The organism is Bacteroidota bacterium (assembly GCA_035506275.1).
Taxonomy (GTDB): Bacteria; Bacteroidota; Ignavibacteria; order UBA10030; family UBA8401; genus JAGVPT01.
Genome location: DATJPT010000005.1, coordinates 22,708 through 41,730 on the forward strand (window position 1 = coordinate 22,708; position 19,023 = coordinate 41,730).

General features: G+C 54.5%; 11 protein-coding genes and 1 pseudogene. 7 read left to right on the forward strand and 5 right to left on the reverse strand.

The genetic code is table 11. The annotated features are described in order from the left end of the window. Window positions 1–283 precede the first annotated feature (283 nt). Complete coding sequence (locus VMF88_03000) at window positions 284–2,554, reverse strand: T9SS type A sorting domain-containing protein (protein ID HTY10020.1); 2,271 nt, start codon at window positions 2,552–2,554, stop codon at window positions 284–286. Between the two features lie 819 nt (window positions 2,555–3,373). Here VMF88_03000 and VMF88_03005 point away from each other — a divergent pair. From VMF88_03005 to VMF88_03020, 4 genes are all read left to right on the forward strand, one after another. Beyond that, on the forward strand, window positions 3,374–5,947 hold the full coding sequence (locus VMF88_03005) for a PAS domain S-box protein (GenBank protein ID HTY10021.1): 2,574 nt from the start codon (window positions 3,374–3,376) through the stop codon (window positions 5,945–5,947). A gap of 15 nt (window positions 5,948–5,962) precedes the next feature. Continuing rightward, window positions 5,963–6,607 carry a response regulator transcription factor gene (locus VMF88_03010; GenBank protein ID HTY10022.1) on the forward strand — a complete coding sequence of 215 codons (645 nt, stop codon included), beginning with the start codon at window positions 5,963–5,965 and terminating at the stop codon, window positions 6,605–6,607. Window positions 6,608–6,830: 223 nt separating this feature from the next. After that, window positions 6,831–7,232, forward strand: a complete 402-nt coding sequence (locus VMF88_03015) for a response regulator (GenBank protein HTY10023.1) — start codon at window positions 6,831–6,833, stop codon at window positions 7,230–7,232. A 98-nt stretch (window positions 7,233–7,330) separates the two neighbouring features. Further along, the gene (locus tag VMF88_03020; GenBank protein HTY10024.1) at window positions 7,331–10,549 is read left to right on the forward strand and encodes a PAS domain S-box protein; all 3,219 of its coding nucleotides are present in this window, start codon (window positions 7,331–7,333) and stop codon (window positions 10,547–10,549) included. Between the two features lie 88 nt (window positions 10,550–10,637). Here VMF88_03020 and VMF88_03025 read toward each other — a convergent pair whose 3' ends face one another. Further along, entirely contained in the window at window positions 10,638–12,527 is a 1,890-nt protein-coding gene (locus tag VMF88_03025; GenBank protein HTY10025.1) for a hypothetical protein, read from the reverse strand. Window positions 12,528–12,631: 104 nt separating this feature from the next. Here VMF88_03025 and VMF88_03030 point away from each other — a divergent pair. The 3 genes and pseudogenes from VMF88_03030 to VMF88_03040 all read left to right on the forward strand — a co-directional run bounded on the left by VMF88_03030 (window position 12,632) and on the right by VMF88_03040 (window position 14,891). Then, window positions 12,632–13,138: pseudogene (locus tag VMF88_03030) on the forward strand (MFS transporter). Window positions 13,139–13,336: 198 nt separating this feature from the next. Beyond that, window positions 13,337–14,416: an MFS transporter gene (locus VMF88_03035; protein ID HTY10026.1), complete on the forward strand. Its 1,080-nt coding sequence runs from the start codon at window positions 13,337–13,339 to the stop codon at window positions 14,414–14,416. A 55-nt stretch (window positions 14,417–14,471) separates the two neighbouring features. Continuing rightward, window positions 14,472–14,891: a hypothetical protein gene (locus tag VMF88_03040; GenBank protein HTY10027.1), complete on the forward strand. Its 420-nt coding sequence runs from the start codon at window positions 14,472–14,474 to the stop codon at window positions 14,889–14,891. 16 nt (window positions 14,892–14,907) lie between these two features. On the opposite strand, the gene rbsK is transcribed toward VMF88_03040, so the two are convergent. From rbsK to VMF88_03055, 3 genes are all read right to left on the reverse strand, one after another. Continuing rightward, complete coding sequence (rbsK, locus tag VMF88_03045) at window positions 14,908–15,834, reverse strand: ribokinase (protein ID HTY10028.1); 927 nt, start codon at window positions 15,832–15,834, stop codon at window positions 14,908–14,910. A 191-nt stretch (window positions 15,835–16,025) separates the two neighbouring features. Further along, a complete protein-coding gene (locus VMF88_03050) occupies window positions 16,026–17,018 on the reverse strand; it encodes a GRP family sugar transporter (GenBank protein ID HTY10029.1) in 993 nt (330 codons plus the stop codon). 6 nt (window positions 17,019–17,024) lie between these two features. Continuing rightward, entirely contained in the window at window positions 17,025–18,923 is a 1,899-nt protein-coding gene (locus VMF88_03055) for a glycoside hydrolase family 9 protein (GenBank protein HTY10030.1), read from the reverse strand. Between the last annotated feature and the right edge of the window lie 100 nt (window positions 18,924–19,023).

Here is a 19,023-nt window from a genome sequence, read left to right on the forward strand (position 1 = left end):
TTTGCCGCGGCGGGGAGAGCAAGGACGAGGAACTCCGGCTGAAATATTCGCAAGACATGGTGAGCGATAGGAGGCGTTTGATCGTGAGTCCTGTTCATCGCGGGTGTCGAGAGGTTTTAGGCGATAAGCGATCGTTTCACAGACTGAGCAGGACGCGGTCTCCTACAGCATACGCGTCAATAAACAAAGAGTCGGAGTACGACGACCGCCAGGAAACCCCCGGTTGCTTTGGCTTCCCTTTTTTTCCGGACCGGTTACAGAGGGCGCCTGAGCGGGGATATTTCTATTTCATAAGGACAACTTTTTTTACGTCCGAGAACTTCCCTGCCTGCAGCCGATAGAAGTAGACTCCGCTTGCCAGACGCGTGCCGTCGAAAAGTACTTCATGCGGCCCGGCCGCTTGTTGTCCGGTGACGAGCGTCGCCACCTCCCTGCCGACAATATCGTACATCTTCAGCGTCACCTGACTGTTCACCGGCAATTGATAGCTGATCACTGTCGAAGGATTGAACGGGTTCGGATAATTCTGGTTCAGGACGAATGACCCGGGGGATGTGAGATTCTTGTCCGGCACGGCCGTGCTGCCGGTCTTCGAGAGAAGGAACATCCCGCTATTGTAGGTCACCGCGACTATTGAATCGCCGTAAGAAAAGAGCCCCCGCACGGCTAATCCATCGAGGCCGATTTTTGTCCATGAGCCGCCCCCGTCGGTGGTGCAATAGACTCCCTGCCACGCATAGTTGAAGCCGTTCTGGTATGCAAACCCTGCGAAGAGCGCGCCGGAATTGTCGACCGCGGTGACGAACGCATCGTTTCCGGAAAGCCCGGCTGGGGATGAAAGCGAAGCCCACGTACTTCCGGTTCTTTTATACACCCCGTTGCCGAACGTACCTGCATAGAGATTGCCGCTCTGGTCCGCGCTAATACTGTAGACAATCGCCCCCTGAAGTCCGGCAGTATCGTACGTCCATGCCCCTCCGCCGATCGGACGTTTCAGCAGCAGTCCGGTGAACGAATCGGTTGCCGTAAGGGCAAGATAGATGTTCCCGTGCTGGTCGCTGGCGATGATGTTAGGATAATTTGCCGGGAGCTTCGACAGTCCGGCCGTGTCGGGTGTCCAGGACGAACCCGAACTCTTTTTGTAACACTCCGCCGGTACGCCGGCAGCGGAATAATGCTGGACTCCTGATTCATCGGCAAAATATTTTGCGATAGATCCTCCCGCCATTGCCCCAAGTCCGGCTGTATCGGGATTCCACGTCGCACCGTTGTCGGTGCTCTTCCAGTTTGCATTCGGGCTCTGCGAATTGTTAACGTTGACGATCGGTCCGAGCGTGTACACGATGCCGCCATCGTCAACGTAGATGGAATTTCCGGCGGCGTATCCGTTCGCCGGAAATGCTTTGGTCCAGGTCGTGTCGCCGGAATTATTATAGAAGAGGCCCAGCCCAGTGGCAGCAAATTGGCGGGACGGCGTCCTTGCAAAACCGTAGATCGTCCCGGCCTGAATGCCGCGGTTGGATTCTGCCCAGGTTGCCCCGCGGTCTGAACTTGCGAAAAGGCCGTAATTCGTCCCGAGATACAAAACGGAATCGCCGCTGATGTATTTGTACGGAGAATTGTAGGAAGTCACCGGGTCCAGAAACAAGCGGGTAATGGAAGTGTCGATCTCTTTCCAGGATGCCGTGCCGCTGTCCGACCTGAACACCTGAGCTCCCGCGATGCAGTAGACGTTGGAATAGACGTCATCGCCGAACGTTGTCACCTGGTTGCTGTTGAGCCCTGTGCTCATCGGGCTCCATGTCTGTCCCCGGTCGATGCTGATATACACGGCGCCGAACAGCGTGGAAACATAAATCCTGTTTTTCCGGTCGATAAAGACGCTCGTCATATATGTGTTGGTCAACGAGGTCACGGGGTGCCATATATTTGAATCCGGATTTTGCATGAAGAGGCCGGTGCTTGTCGCCGCAAAGACATACTGCGAAGAATCGACGGCAATGTCCCAAACGTGTGTCGTTCCCAGCCCGGCGCTGTCCACCTGCCATGTATTCAATGTGTCGCGGCTGACATAGACCTGAAGTGTTGTCAATGCATAAATGGCATCCCCCACTGCTCTGCTCCATTCCTCTGTACTTGTCATTTGAAGCTTCTTGGTTATCGGGGGGAAGGAGCTCGGGAGAACGATGGTTCCATCATCAAGAAGAATGATCGGCTGCCACGACGCGCGATCATTTCGAATGCTTTGTCTCTTCGTACCGGCTTTGACGATCGTGCGCCCCGGAGGCGGAGTGTAAGATTTTGAGTAGTAATCGGGGTTGCGTCCCGACAACCCTCCTTCGGCGGTGTAGACGCCGCTCGACGTAACGGCGTAAACGGTGTTGACCGCCTCCGTTTCCCCATAGGAGGTCGTGCCAATAATGGGATCCCCGTACAGTTGACCGTTGATCGGGACGCTGCTCCCTTGTGCCGCAAGACGCAGAGGAAATGCCGCCATGAACAAGAGCAAAAAAATATCCCGCATTGGCCCGGCGATTGAATGATGTCCGTTCATGCGTACCGACTCCTTCTATTAATAATGTCGAATTCGTGTTCAGCCGTCATTGGGATCGGATGCGTGCTCAAAACAGAAATTTCCGGACTGCGCTCAAAAAGTCCATTAGCCTCTGCGCGGTTCTTAAGACCGGAGCGGCTCCGTACGTCGATGAAAATAGTATATTTGATTTGAGTTTTTATGGAGGACGAAGGGAACTCCTCCAAGGCTAAGTCAATCTACATCTTCGAATGTTGAAACGCAAACCGACCCTCTTTTTGGTAGCGGGTTACTTTGCAAAGTCCCGCTTTCTCCCGAAGGCGTGGCTTTGCCAGACTTGCCCCACTTTGGAGGATTTGCTTCCCCAAGCGATTTTCTGGGGACAGGGTGAACAGTTTGTGTTTTGTTAACATAAACAAAAATATGTTCATCCTGAGCGAGTGCCAAAAAGCGGCACGAGACGAAGGACATCTTCTCTCGTTCCCAATCCCTTCAGTCGAAAATCAACTCACCAAAAACGCTCCCAAACTGAGTTTGGGAGCGAGAAGGGAAAAGAGTTTCCCCTGGGATGCGGCTGGCGCGGCTGTATCGCGTCATGAGAAAAGATCAATTATTTATCCGGCAAAAATCAACGCAACCCCTTCTTTTTCAGCCCCACGCCCTGACACGCCCCATTTCCCGTACGCGGCTTGCATAATTTGTCCTTTTCCGTTATCCTAGCGCCATAGTCTTGTGCGCAAATCCCGGACCTTTAATCCCCGGGTTCTTCCCCCCGAACCGGGCTTCTTTTAGGAATCGTGCGCATGCCCCAACGTAAAATTCTCAATAAGGAATAATTCAATGGATACCCACTCGCCGGGTTTGACCGATGAGCGCTATCGCCTCGCTTTCGAAAGCGCCAATGATGGAGTCTGTCTGGTAAGCATCGACGGAAAGTTTTTAGAGGTCAACAGGGCGATGTGCGAGATGCTCGGCTATACCCGGGAAGAACTTCTCTTGAAGACCTTCAATGAGGTCACGTATCCTCCCGATATGCACATCGGCGATACCTTTCTGGGAAATATCTCTGCGGGGAGAATAGAGAGGGAAAAGTTTGAAAAGCGGTACGTCCGCAAATCCGGCCTCGTCGTGTGGGCGCAGGTGGCATCATCGCTCGTGCGCGACGCATCGGGCAATGCGCTCTATCTCATTTCCCATATTGAGGACATTACCGGGCGGAAGGAAGCGGAACGGCTGCTGCGGGAAAGCGAACATCGGTACAGGACGCTTTTCGATTCAGCCGGCGATGCCATTTTCCTGATGCGCGAAGGGATCTTCATCGATTGCAATGCCAAAACGTTGGACATGTACAGGGTCTCCGCCGCTCAGATTCTCGGGCATCGTCCTGCAGAATTTTCCCCTTCCCGCCAGCCGGACGGCAAAGACTCCCTGGAGTCCTCGGTGGAAAAAATCAATGCGGCGCTTGCCGGCAATTCCCAGTTCTTCGAATGGAAACACCTGCGCGGAGACGGTACGCTTTTCGACGCCGAGGTGAGCCTCACCCGCCTTACGCCGTATGAGAACTCGCCGGACCTCCTGGCTATCGTCAGAGACATCACAGACCGAAAACGGGAGGAGCGGGCGCTGAGAGAATCCGAAGAAAGATTTCAGAAGATCTTTCACGCGAGCCCCGTGCCGATGAGCATCAGCCGCCTCAGGGATGGAAAATATCTGGACGTGAACGAAAGCTTCACGGCTGCCATGGAATACGACCGGTCCGAGATCATCGGCGACAACGCCGTTGAACTGAACACCTGGGCCGATCCCGAAGAGCGGAAACAGGTAGCGGCGATCCTCCGCGAGCGGGGCACGATAAGAAATTTTGAAGGACGCTACCGGACCAAAACCGGGAGGGTGGGACATTCGATCGTGTCGGCGGAGCTGATCGAGCTTGAAGGGGAACCGTTCATCCTCGGCGTCACGCTCGACATCACCGAACGGAAGCAGATGGAAGAAGCGCTGAAAATTTCCGAAGAGAAATTTTCGAAGGCCTTCCTGAACGCACCGGTGGGGATCTCGCTCAGCACCATGGCAGACGGACAGCTCATCGAGGTGAACCGCGAATTTGAACGGATCTTCGGCTACACGCGGAGCGAAGCGGTCGGTCGGCGTTCGTCGGACCTGGGGTTATGGGTCGATGCGCAGGACCGCGAAGACCATATTCGCAGCGTCGCTGCGAACGGGACCGTCAGCGATTCAGAGCTGCGGCTCCGTTCGAGGGACGGCTCGCTGCACATCCTCCGGACGAATGCGCAGGCCATCGAGCTGAACGGAGCGCTCCTTCTTCTTTCCACCTTCATCGACGTCACTGAACGGAAACGCATGGAAGAAGCGCTGCGAAAAAGCGAGGAACGGTACCGCGCGCTCGTTGAAAATACGCCGGATGTCATCGCACGGTTCGATAAGAACCGCCGCTATACGTTCGTCAACTCGGCCGTCAAAAAAGTCTCGTCGTTCAAGCCCGAGGAATTCCCCGGAAAGACGGTGTGGGATGTTGACTTCACCCATCAACAGGCAAAAGAACGGGATGAACTTATCGCCAAGGTGCTTGAAACGGGGAACCCCGTCGACGCCGAGCTGACGTTCACCGGGCCGACGGGGCCGCGGACGTACGAGTGGCGCGGGTTCCCGGAGCTTGACGAGAACGGTTCGGTACAGTCCCTCGTAACGATCAACAGGGACATCACGCAGCGGAAACTGGCGGAAGAGAACCTCAAAGCATCGATGGAGCAGCTTCATGAACTGGCACGGCGCCTCGAGCAGGTCCGCGAGGAGGAGCGGAGAGCAATTTCGCACGAGGTCCACGACGAGCTCGGACAGATCCTGACCGCCGTCAAGATGGATCTCTCTTCCCTCAAAAAAATCGGCCGCAGCCCTGCTTCCGAGTTCGAAGAAAAAACGAAATCGCTTCTCGACCTGACGGACCTTGCCATTGAAAGCGTCCAGGATATTGCGGCGAGGCTCCGTCCGGGCATGCTGGATTACCTCGGGCTTCTGGCCGCGGTCGAGTGGCAGGTCGAGGATTTTCAGAAACGGAGCGGCGTGAAATGCCTGCTCCATGCGCCGGACCAGGAGCCGGTTCTGGACGGCGAGCGGGCGACGGCGCTGTTCAGAATTCTTCAGGAAGCGCTGACGAACGTTGCACGGCACGCCCGGGCGACCTCCGTGGACGTAACGCTGTTCGATGCGGGGAACGAGTTCGTTATGACGGTTGCCGACAACGGCGTCGGGATATCGCATGAGCAGATCAACGGCACACGGTCGTTCGGCCTTCTGGGCATGCGCGAACGATTGCATCCGTTCAAAGGAATCTGTACAATAGAGAGTCCTAAGGAAGGGGGAACGACCGTGACGGTCCGCTTTCCGAGAAACTGACGGGAACGTGAAAGCATGAAGACGAGAATCCTGATAGTCGATGACCACCCGTTCGTCCGTCAGGGGCTGAAAGCCGCCCTTGCCGGCTCAGTGGAGTTCGAAGTTGCGGACGAAGCGTCGGACGGCGAGGAAGCAGTATTGAAGGCACGCTCGGCAAAACCCGATATCGTCCTCCTCGATATCTCCCTTCCCAAGAAGAACGGCTTCGAGGTGCTCAAACAGCTCCAGGCCGAGATGCCGCACGTAAGAATTCTCATCCTCAGCACATTTCCCGAGAAACAGTACGCCGTCCGGTGTTTCGCGAACGGCGCGCGGGGATACCTGACCAAGCAAAGCGCCTCCGACGAGCTGTTGACCGCCCTCCGGAAGATCATGCTCGGCGGGAAATACGTCAGCGCTTCCATGGCCGACCTGCTCGCCAGCGTCATCGACGCCGACGCGGCCCGGCCGCTGCATGAACGATTATCGGACCGGGAATTCCAGGTCCTCTGTCTCCTCGGCCAGGGGCAGACCGTTTCCCAAGCGGCAAAAACGCTCTCGCTCAGCCTGTCGACCGTCAACACCTACCGGGCGCACATCCTGAAAAAAATGAATATGGAGACGACCGCCCAGCTCATCCGGTATGTGCTTGACAACAACCTCGTCGAGTCGCCGCAATAAAACAACCGCATTCCGCCGCTCCCCCGTTTCCCCATCGCATTTTCTGCTATAGAAGGTTCATACTCCTGCCGATACCGTGCCAAAAATAAATTCCCGATCATGATGAGGACCGGCGGCAGGCCTTTGTCAGCCGTCGTATTTTTTGCTATTTCTTTTTCACATGTACGTCGATTTCGCGATCGATCTTAATGTCCGAAATTGCGATATCAATTCTTGAGGGTTCATGAAAGCTCCATTAACGGTCCTGGTGGCCTGCGGATCATGGCACATCGGGGCGAGAGTGATTCAAAGGCTCAGCGAGGTGAAGGGCGTTGATATTATGGGGCATGTCACCGACGCGGGAGAAGCGCTCGGCCTCATCGAATCGATGAAGCCGAAACTCGTCATTCTGGATGCGCACTTGTCGCATGGGACGGGCATCGGAGTTCTCCGCGCGGTGAAAGAGTCGGTCGCCGGCACTATCGTGATCATGCTCTCGGCGTCTTCGTATCCGCAATACCGGAAGGAATGTCTCAAGGAAGGGGCCGATTTCTACTTCCATCTTCCCGACGAAATGGAAGAACTGAAAAATTCAGTGCGCGATCTTGCGAGGGCCGGCACGGCCCGCTCAATCGTGCAAGAATAGTCCGGAGCTCGAATCCGGTCGTCATGATGAACCGGTCGATCATAAAGGGCCTGTTCAGCGTTCACTCAATTCACTATTAGGAAAGCGGTGCTGTACAATTGAAGATCATTGACATCCTGAAACAGAATTTTTCCGAAGCATACGATGCAGCGGAGGACAAAAGGCGCATTTCAAAAATTGTCGTCATCATCTCCTACGCAATTCTCCTTGGATTGGCCGTGGTGCTTTTGTACAGGGTCCCCTCCGGGGTCGGAAGACAAACCGTTGCGATGGTTATTGCCGGCGTAATGGTGACGGCCTCTCTCGTTCTTCTCCGGCGCGGACTTGTCGAATTGGCGACGGTCATTCTCACGTGGACGCTCCTCGGCTTCATCGAGTTCATGATATGGGAAAGCGACGGGCTTCACGATACCGGAATCCTTGCCCTTCCGGGCATCCTTGTCATTGCCAGCCTAACGCTAAACCGGCGTCATTTTATTGCCATCGTTGCCATCGTGCTCGCCCTCGTCGGTCTCCTTGGGTATTTCGAAATCCGCGGAGTTATCGTGAATCGGTTTGCTTCCGGAACAGACGCATACGACGTCCTCGACCTCACGGTCATTCTTGCCATTACTGCCGTGACCGTCCGGCTTCTCACCGACATGTATACCAAAAGTTTCGAAGCCGTCCGAAAAAGCGAAACTGAAATTCGTACGTTTGCCGACCGGCTCAAGCTTTCGGAAGACCGGCACCGGATGCTCTTTGAATCCGCGAACGATTCCATCCTGATCCTTGCGGGAGAACGGTTCATCGACTGCAATTTTACCAGCGTCACGATGTTCGGCTGCGGGAGCCGGGAGGACCTTGTCGGACGCTCTCCGTGGGATTTCAGCCCGCGTGTCCAGCCGGACGGAGAGAATTCGAGGCAAAAAGCTTCGAAAATCATGCTATCGGCGTTGAACGGAGAGTCCCAGCGTTTCGTCTGGCAGCACGTGAGAAGGGACGGGACTCTCTTCGACGCCGAGATCTCGCTGAACCGGCTTGAAGCGGGAAACGAGCTTCTTCTTCAGGCGATCGTCCGCGATGTCACCGAGCGCAACCGGATGGAAGAACGCATCCGGCGGTCCGAAGTTTACTACCGGACGCTCGTCGAAGCCTCCCCCGAAGCGATCATCATCATCGACACGCACGGCAGGGTCGAATACGCTTCCACCCGGGCGTATGAACTTTTTGGCGCCCCGAAAGAGATGCCGCTCAGCAAGAATTCCGTCTTCGACTGGGTCGTCCCCGATGACCGCGCTATGGTTTTTACGAAGATCGGCGATGCGGTCGCCGGAAAAAGCAGGCCCCATTCTCAGGAATACCGGCTCGTCAGGGATGACGGCACGATGTTCTGGGCCGAAGTTGCAGCGGCCCCTTTCTTCGACGACAACGGAGAAGTATCGCGCCTCCTCCTGTTGTGCCATGACATCTCTGAACGGCGGGAGGCGCTCCAGGCCTTGCGTGAAAGCGAAGAGAGATTTTCCCGGCTTTCTGAAGCCACGTTCGAGGGGATCGTCGTGAGCAAAGGCGGAATAATCATCGATTCAAACATGCAATTTGAGCGGATGCTGGGTTACGGGCAAGGTGATACTATCGGAAAGGAAGTTTCTGCGTTCGTCGCCCCTGAATCGCGCACCCAGGTCGCGGAGAATATCCGGTCGCAGAGCGAGGTGCCGTATGAACACCTGGCCCTGCGAAAAGACGGTTCCGTCTTTCCGGTCGAGATCAGAGCAAAGACCGTCGCCGCGAACGGCCACAGCCTGCGATTGACCGCGGTCCGCGACATGACGGAGCGGAAAAAAATGGAAGAAGACCTGCGCATCGTGTGGCGCGCGGCCGAACAAAGCCCGGCGTCGATCGTCATCACCGATACCTCCGGCGCGATTCAATATGTCAACCCGGCGTTCACGGAGGTCTCCGGGTACAGCTTGGATGAAGTGCTGGGAAAAAATCCCCGCATCCTGAAATCGGGGATCACTTCTCCGGAAGAGTACGCGCGGCTGTGGGAAACGATCAGCTACGGCGGGGTGTGGCACGGGAAATTCGCCAACAAGAAAAAGAACGGAGAGATCTATTGGGAATCGGCCTCGATCTCCGGCGTGACGAACGAACAGGGCATCATCACCCATTACGTCGCCGTCAAGATGGACATCACCGACCAGAAAAAAATGGAAGACGCCCTCCGGACGAGCGAACAGCGGTACCGCAATCTGATGGAGCACTCGCCGGACGGGGTGTACAAAACGACGCACGACGGAAAATTTGTCGAGCTGAACCAGGCGATGGTGAACATGCTCGGGTACGACAGCAAAGAAGAATTGATGGCGGTCGATATTGCATCCGATCTATACTTCAACCGCGGAGACCGCGAAAAAGCAGTTGCCAATGAACAGCGTGGCCAAATGGCGATCTTCCGATTGAAGAAAAAAGACGGCACAGAGGTGTGGGTTGAGGATCATGGCCGATACGTCGCCGGGGAAAACAATACGATCGCGTACCATGAAGGGATCCTCCGCGATATCACGCAGCGCTTAAAGGGAGAAGAAGAGCGCAAAAAACTGGAACACCAGCTCTATCAGTCCCAAAAATTCGAGTCCATCGGGACGCTGGCTTCCGGCATCGCGCACGACTTCAACAATATGCTGAACATCATCCGCGGCAACACCGACCTCCTCCGGCAGTCGGCCGGCATGAATGACAAAAACGAACATCGTCTCGAGAAGATCTCCAAAGCAGCCGATCATGGAACGCAGCTTGTGAAACAGCTGCTCACCTTCGCCCGGAAGACGGAATTTGTCAAACGGAGTGTGATGATCAATGACCTGATCCGGGAAATTGCCGGCCTCCTCGAAGAGACGTTCCCGAAGAATATTTCTCTCATACTCGCGCTGACCCCCCAGCCGGTCAAAACGGTCGCAGACAGCGGTCAGATTCATCAGGTCCTTGTGAACCTGTGCGTGAACGCCAGAGATGCAATGCCTGACGGCGGCTCGATCACCATCACCACCGCCAGGGTCTCATCGGACACTGTGCGGGAAAGATTTCTTTCTGCGTCAGACGGCCGGTACGTTTCCATCAGCGTCAAGGATACAGGAATGGGAATGGATGAAGAAACGCGAAAGAAAATATTCGACCCCTTCTTTACCACGAAAACCCCGGAGAAAGGGACCGGATTAGGGCTCTCCGTCGTCATGAGAATAGTTTCCAAACACAACGGCTTCATCGACGTCCATAGCGCACCGGGAAACGGGAGCGAGTTCATGATCTATTTGCCTGAGGATCCGGACGCCGCGTGATTTGCCGGGCCGCCGCGGTGAGAATTCCGTTCCGGTATCCAGATGCCCCGATAGTTATCAAACGAGGTGGGGGCCTGGAAGCGTTTCTCTATCGAACGCCTAATTTATAGAGCTTTCCTTCGCCGGGCTGAAGAGTGTCGGTAAAACTGCCGTTGGGGGAAACGATCCAAGAATTCTTTGAATTCACGTCCGAGACTGTCCACGTTGCTCCGTTCGTGTTAAGTATCGTTTTTATCGCTCTGATTTCGGTCGGCAGCGTCCTCCTGTTGACAAGATAAAGGTAGTTCGCCCCGGTTCCGTCCTTGAGATGGCCCGTCTCGACATAGAAGATCTCCCCCTCAATGTTCGTTGCGACCGCAGTAACAAGACCCGCCCATGCTCCATATACCTGCCCTCGCGAATTCCAGCTTTTTGTCCCCTGCCATGCCAGGGATAGCAGTGCCGGACCGATCGATGCGAGGGTATGGTTGAGAACTTTTATCGTCTCCCATTTGGGTTGACCATACGGATCGGTGTACTCCGGCGTCGCACTCGAATTGTCCGCGAGCAATCCCGTCCTATAGATCTTCTTCGCGGGATCGCTGTTGTTTGTATACATAAAATAGATAATTCCCTTTGCGCCAAAAGAGACTGCAAGATTCGTCATGGCACGCACTTCATACGCAGAAGGTTCCCTCGTATATAACTCGGGCGGATCGACGGTAGGGTTGGACCATTCATGCGCCTGTACTGTGAGCCAGAACGGCTTGGAGAATTTCTGCGCGACGGCTGCTAAATCGGACAACCTGCCGGCGAACGATTCGAAGCACCGCTGGACCTGAGATGTGTACCCGTTTTCGTTCGGGGTCGCCGTCCCGTACACGATCGGGTAAGTATCGCACACCAGGACCGGCAGTCCTGTTTCTTTCAGAAATTTCTTTGTCGAATCGTCGGCTCGTCCGGTGAATGCCCGGTAAGAAAACGAACTCTTGTTCGTCAATCCTGCCACGAGATTCCTGTAATATTGTACGGGGAGAAAGTTTTCGGGATATGGTTCGTCCCACACAACGAAGCTTTTCGCCGCATTTTTATAGTTATTGACAAAACTTTTCACCCTCGCATCGAATTCCCCGTTATACAATCTGTGGGCGACCGTATCATCGATCGCAACGTAATCAAGGTCGACAGTGTATTTGTAGGGCGAGGTATCGAACCATTCTATTTGCACGTCATTGCGCGGAGGCTCAACTCTTTCATTGCGTCCGCTATTTTTCTGAAAATAGGAAGCGACGAGTATTTCTTTCCAGCGATGGTTCGTAAATTCGCTCGCATAGACTATGCGGCCGACCGAGGAATTCTCGAGGCCCACTCGGAGAACGGGGACGCTGTCAAAGCTGGCTGCAAACGGCAGCCGCATTTTGATTTTCAGAAAATAGTATTGGTTGTCGTACTGGAGGTTCGGCAATCTCAAGTGATTTGCCACAATGCCATACGGAGGATTTCCCGGCGTCAAGCGAAGGAAATTTGCTGCCTGCTTGCCGGAGTCGGGGACAACATTCCAGTGAGTCGAAGCTTCCTGATCATAAAGGATCGTTCCGCCGCTGACGTTCGTAAAATCGTTGAGTTTATTTGCAACCGGGTTTTCAATTTGGTACACCCACCGCTCGGGAAAATATACGCTGCCAGAGGCGTCATAACGGTCGAAACCGTTGGTTAAAAATACCTCGATGCCAACAGCATTGGCTTCTGCAATGTCTTCTCTGATCTGGGCGACGGTTGCGTTGCCGTAATTGGAATACCTCTCGAAATACTTCAAACCGGCAAAATTGATCCCCAGAGATTTTGCTGTATCCCAATACGCTCGAGTATGTACGACCTTGCTTGAATCCCAAAAATCGGCAAACGAGCTGACATGCTCCGCCCCTATGATAAATTTTTCCTGTTGGGCCCGCACTGAAGCCGCGAGGATGACGGCAAGAAAGAGAATAGCATGTTTCATGGGAATACTTTTTTTACCGGTCGAGCAATCTTCACTTGTTATTCCGCGGTCGAAGATGTACCTTGTGCCGTTCCCGAATCTATAAATTATCGACGACATTGTCTATGCAGCCCTTGAAATTGTATGAGAAGATCGGCTACGGCTTCGGCGATGCAGCCTCTTCAATGTTCTGGAAGCTTTTCGGAATGTACCTCCTCTTTTTTTACACCGACATCTTCGGCATCACCGCCGCAGCGGTCGGAACGATGCTCTTTATCACCCGGCTCGGCAACGCCGCATTCGACCCGTTTGTCGGCATCCTCGGCGACCGGACCAACACCCGGTGGGGAAAATTCAGGCCGTATATGCTCTGGATGGCCCTGCCGGTCGGCCTCATCGCGGTCTTGACCTTTACAACTCCCGACATCGGAGAAAACGGAAAACTCGTCTATGCGTACGTCACCTTCTCATTGATGATGATCCTCTATTCGATGATCAACGTTCCGTATGCCTCGCTGATGGGAGTGATGACCGACGACGGCAAGCAGAGGACTACTCTCGCGACGTACCGTTTCATCTTCGCGTTCGGGGGAAGTTTTCTCGTGCTCGGCCTGTTCCAGCCCCTGTTCGACGGATTCGGGACGAGAACATTCTATGAATTTTCCTCGCCGAAGATCGTTGAAACGGCCGACACTCCCGCAAGGACCACGAACAAGCTCATCGTGTGGGAAGGAACTTCTGCAGGCTCGGCTGCCGGGCAGCGCGTCGATTCCCTTCTTTTCATCACTGCGAAAATAAATACGAGCGCAAATGATGCGTTCAGCCTCGGCGTGGTCAATGCAAGAACAAATCAATTTTACGGCTGCAGTTTTCCTGAAGGGAAGGACACTCTTGGATTGCTCCGCACCGGAGCGACGAGCGACGTCAAGCTGAGGCTGGACCGGTTTGTTCCGAGCGAAGATCTGGCAAATCTTGCCGATTTGAAGTTTGCGTGCAAAGGGCTGGGCCAGGAATCCATCACGGTCCGAAATATTGCGTTGAAAGAGATCAACTACCGCGCCGGCACGGAGCGCGCCGTTGTCGTGATCTCCTCGCTCGCCGTCGTCTTCTTCATCCTCACATTCCTTCTCACAAAGGAAAAGGTGCCGCCGACCACGGTCGAGACCTCTCTGAAAAACGACCTGAAAGATCTGAGCAGGAACGGCCCGTGGTTCATTCTCGTCGGCGCCAGCATCTCCACGATCTTTCTCAACACGATCCGGGACGGAGCCACAGTCTATTACTTCACCTACTATTTCAAGGGGATGAGCAATATCGAATTTAGTTCTTCCGTCATTCTCGCCATCAGTACCGTGTACCTGCTCGTGGGGCAGGCGGCCAACATTATCGGCGTCGTCCTGGCAAAGCCGGTCTCCGACAGGATCGGCAAGAAGAAAACGTTCCTTATCGCGATGGTCAATGCGGCCGTGCTCAGCTTCATCTTCTTCATGCTGGATAAATCCGCCATCGTGCTGATTGTCGTTCTTCAGTTTTTGATCAGCATCAATGCCGGCATCATTTTCCCTCTCATCTGGTCCATGTTTGCCGATACCGCGGATTACTCCGAGTGGAAGAACGGGCGGCGCGCTACCGGTCTTGTCTTCTCCGCCGCATCCATGTCGCAAAAATTCGGGGCCTCGATCGGGATCGCCATGGTCGGCTGGATCCTGTCGTTCTACGGCTATCAGGCGAACGTCGAGCAGACCGAGGCGACGCAGAACGGCATCCGCATGATGCTGAGCGTCTACCCCGGCATAGGAGCGCTGCTCGCCGCAGGATTTATCTTCATCTATCCGCTCAAAGAATCCGTACTCGACAAGATCAGCGCGGAGTTGGCAACGTTCCGTTCGACGGGAGCAAAACCGTCATAATGATGATGTTATAGCACCGTCCAGTACTTCACAAAGACTAACACGAGGAAGAGCAATGGAGAATTTTCAAAGCGCTGCACCGAAAATGATCGCTGCAATGGAACAGCATGCGAAAAAACTTGGCGTGAGAGGAGCCATTGTCATCGCAAGCATGGATAAGCATGGGGAGTCGTGGATATCACAGATGAAAGTGGTGGGGGCGATGGCATCCGTTCCGGAAACCCCCAAACCCGGGGAATATCCCGGTTACAATTTCATCGGCATCGCATATTCAAAGGCGGCAGAAATGGCGGATACAAAGATCAACAGCGGCAGCAAGCTGCGTCCTCCATACCAGGGAGAATTCGGCTACCAGGGAGGGATGATAAAAAAATTTGAGTCTGGCTTTATTCTCGCCGTCTTCAGCGGCGCCACAGGCGAGCAGGATTTTGAAATAGCCGGCGTTGGAATGAAAGCGTACGAAACCGGCAAATAAGCCGTACGCTGCTGCTCTACGGGCTCGCTGTCCTCAGAAAATTCTCAATTTCCCCCCGCGTCGGCGCCGACGGCTGGGCGCCGAGGCGGGTCACGGAGATCGCCGCACCGGCTGTCGCAAATCTCACGGCCTCCGAAATGTCCTTGCCTTCCACTAACGCAACGGCCAGACATCCGCAATAGATATCCCCCGCACCTGTCGTGTCGAGAGCGTTTACTTTGAATGCGTCCACCCACCTCTCCCCATTCGCCGAATAAATGAACGAACCGCGCGCGCCAATCGTGATGATCACCGTTTCACACCCTAAGCGGGCAATTTCCGTTGCCGCTTTCGACACCGAGGCGTCGTCCGCAACGGCAATTCCCGAAATATATTCCGCTTCGGATTCATTGACGACCAGGATCTCCACTTTTTTGAGATAACTTCTGTCGAATTCGCGGGCAGGGGCAAAATTCCAGAGAACTCTTTTCTTGCGCTGATGGCAAACATCCAGAACATATTTCAGCGTCTCGGGGAGGATCTCATATTGAAGGACAATGATTTCCGCCTCTTTAATAAGATCGAGAACTTTATCGATATGCCGGGGGGTCAGCCTATAGTTGGCTCCCGGCGCAACGGAGAGATAGTTGGTCCCCAGGTCGCCGATCATCACGAGCGCCGTACCGCTTGAAATATTCTTTTCCTGAAAGACAAAATCGGTGTTGATGCCAGCTTTGTTGAACTGGTCGACCATCCTCGGCGTAATGTCGTCGTCCCCGACGCAATTGACGAAGGAGACATTGCCGCCGGCGCGGGCGGCGCCGACCGCCTGATTCGCCCCTTTGCCCCCGAACGTCTGGAAGAAGACGCCGTCCGTGATCGTCTCCCCCACTTTCGGAAGGCGGGGCATCTTCATGATGAAATCAATATTCGAGCTGCCGATGACGGCTATTTTCTTCTTCATAAGAGGGGATGCGCAACATGCGAGGATTTATTGCCGCAAAGTGACTAAAGGAGCAGGAAAAATAATCTACTCATTAATGAACCTGGCAGATCGGCGCTTTAATTGAAAGTTCTTCTGTGTCTCACCATTTTTGCGGCATGGCCTTTGAACTCTGCGTACATCGGTCCATCTTCATTTGAAGGGGTAAAATGTCACAGCCGGGCGATGACGATCAATCCGAGGCCGATCACGAAACAGATGAACATCGTTGCAATGTAGGAAGCAGGAGCGCCTTTGAATTCCTTGAAAACGAATACCCCCCAGGCCGCCCCGATCATCGTCGAACCCTGCCCGAGGCCGTAGGAGATCGCCGGCCCCGCTTTGTCCGAGGCGATCAGGTTGAAGAGGAATCCCGTATTCCAAATGAGCCCGCCGAGAATGCCGATCAGGTGCAGACGCACAGTGCCGTTCTTCCAATAATCGGCGTAGGCCGATTTGTTCCCGACGACCGGTTTGACCATAAAGAACGTGTTCCACAAAAAATTGGAGAGGAAGACGCCGATGGAAAAAATGAATACCCCGGAATATGGGGTAACTCTGCCGGCATCGGGATGAACGAAATCGAGCGTCATGCTGGCGGCAACGAACCGGTAAAAGAATCCCATAATGACGCCCCCCGCTACCGAGAGGGCTAATCCCTTCGCCGGTGTCGAGCCTTTTGATTTCGAGACTTTGGCGGCCGCAAAGGCATTCACGGTCATTGCAACAACTACGAGCAGCACGCCCCCGAACAGAAAGAGAGGATTCCCCTGCGGCTGCTTGACGTAATTGACGATCACGCCGATCACCAATGCCAATCCAACGCCGATGGGAAAGGCCACCGACAAACCGGCGACGGCGATCGCGGCAACGATCAGCAAATTCGAAAGATTGAAAACAACGCCGCCGAGGAATGCAGAGACGACCGAGTCGGTATCGGCTTGCAAGAGGTCGGGAATGAATCCTCTGCCCCCATCACCGCTGCTGCCCATCGTGAGGCCATAGATCAGCGAGACGATGATGAGGCCGAGCGAGTAGTCCCAGTAAAAAAGCGGGAATGGCCATCGCTCCGTCGAGATCTTTGACGTGTTGGCCCATGAGCCCCAGCAGAGCATCGTGACGACGCAAAAACAGACGGCGAGAAAATAATCGTTGATGATGAACATGATCTTCTATTTGTCTGTTGAGAGATATTGTGACAGATACGTGACCGCTCCGATGGCATGGTAGAACGGCACCCCCCACACTTCCTGCGTGTTCCACTCCACCGCGTTCGAAGTCTCCATGTACGGGGTATCATCCACTCGTCCGATGAAACCGTCGAGAGTGGCATCGGGGATCCGGTAGTTCACGAATGAGGCGATGACCGGATGTCTGAATCCGACGCCGGTGAACAAGCACAATCCGGTAGTGTTATGGCCGGTCGCCCACTGCAGAAGTTTTTCGCACTCGCTGATATATTCCGGCTTGTGCCATAACTTTCCGGCGCGGGCGAGCAGATAGGCGTGATGCATCAGCACGGCGTCGGTTCCGTGTACCATCTCCTGCGAGTTCAGCGGGTTGATGAATGTGCGGACAAAATTTCCCCCTCCTGCGTCCCGGAAGGTTACTTCATCGGCGTACAACGGCTTGACGAATATTCCGTAAGGCGTGACTCCAAACGGATTGCTCAAGGCATCCTTGAGCAGATACTTTTCGACGTAACGCTCGACCGATTCCCTGCATCTTTTGGTCATCGCGTCCGCGCCGGGCAATTGAAGTTCGCAGAGGCGAAGCAGCGCCATAGCCGGCTCAGCATTCCACACAATGCTCCGGTAGCCGTCTGTTTTATCTTTCTCATAAAAATACCCGCTCAGGTGCTGCTCTCCCGTTTCCTGACGCTGCAGCAATTGATCGGCGAGCATTTCCAGATGATGGACAGTCACGGATCTGCTTCCCGATGCATACAGTTCGGCCGCCGCGAGGAGTTCTTCCGCAACGAAGAGCGTCCGTCCATCGTGGCCGGCCTGCTGGCTGTAGTTCCATGCACGTTCTGCGAGCTGTCTGCACACTCCCGCATCGGCCGAGTCGAGCGCTTGAGCGGCGAACTCTTGATTCCGAACAAAGAGGAACTGGCAGACCGGATTGTATGTCGTCCGGATCTTCCGTTCGTCGCCGTTATTGATGATGTTATCGCTCTTTCCCTCGCCGGCAGCAAGACATCCGGCATGGTTTTCGCACCACCAGTCCGCGGCGTAATTTCCTCCTGTCCGCAGAGGTCCGCTACCGATATCTTCGTAAACGCGCCCCTCCGCCGTGATCATAGAATGGAAGAACTTATTTCCCCATCGTATTTCTTCCTGAGCGGCGGTTTTGTAAACCGGGTCGCCGTACTTCACAATCATGCCCAGCGCCTCGAGGTGAGAACTTGTCTGGGAGATCCACTTGCGGAAATCGCCGGCGTCGTTCCATCCTCCGGCGGCCGGAATATAGACTCCGCCCGAATCGGTGACCCCGTCGTCGAAATTCTCAAGCGGACGAATGCCCGGAATCTCCGTCCCCGACCTCTGACAGTAAAGATAATTCAGATAGCTTCGGATAAAGCGGTCGTATGGATTATGTTCGATGACGAACGGTGTCGTGAAGCCGTATTCGGTTTCGATCTGATAGAGACCCGGCTCGCGAAAGTTTGAAAAATCCCCCTGCCAGAAGATTCCCCATCGCGTCTGAATTTTCCGCAACGTACCGCGAAATGCCGGCGTCTCGCCTTCGGACTGCCCAGGCTGAAGATAGCTCCCCTTGTCGAGGTCGAACGGCCAGCGGAACGTGGCCCCTTTCCAGCTTTTCGGATGCCACTGATCGCGTTTCAGGCGCGAGCCGAGCCGGTCGATGAAGAAGGGAATTTCATCGGGAAGTTTTGATTCATGAAGCGATGGGAGCAACGTGACCGTCTTGGGACTGTTCCCGCTGAATCCGACTTGAGACGTCACGAGCGTTGCTTTGTCGACATACACCATTCCTGCCTCCTGCGCAGCGGCGAACGTGATCAGTGTGAGAAGGGAGACGAAAAGAAAATGCTGTCTCGTGCTCATAATAATCGCATGGGGATTGAATACTGAAGTTTCATGGAAAAGGGACGGATGACCGGTCTTTCAACGCGATCGAACCCTCTCGGTAAACCGTCGTTTCTCT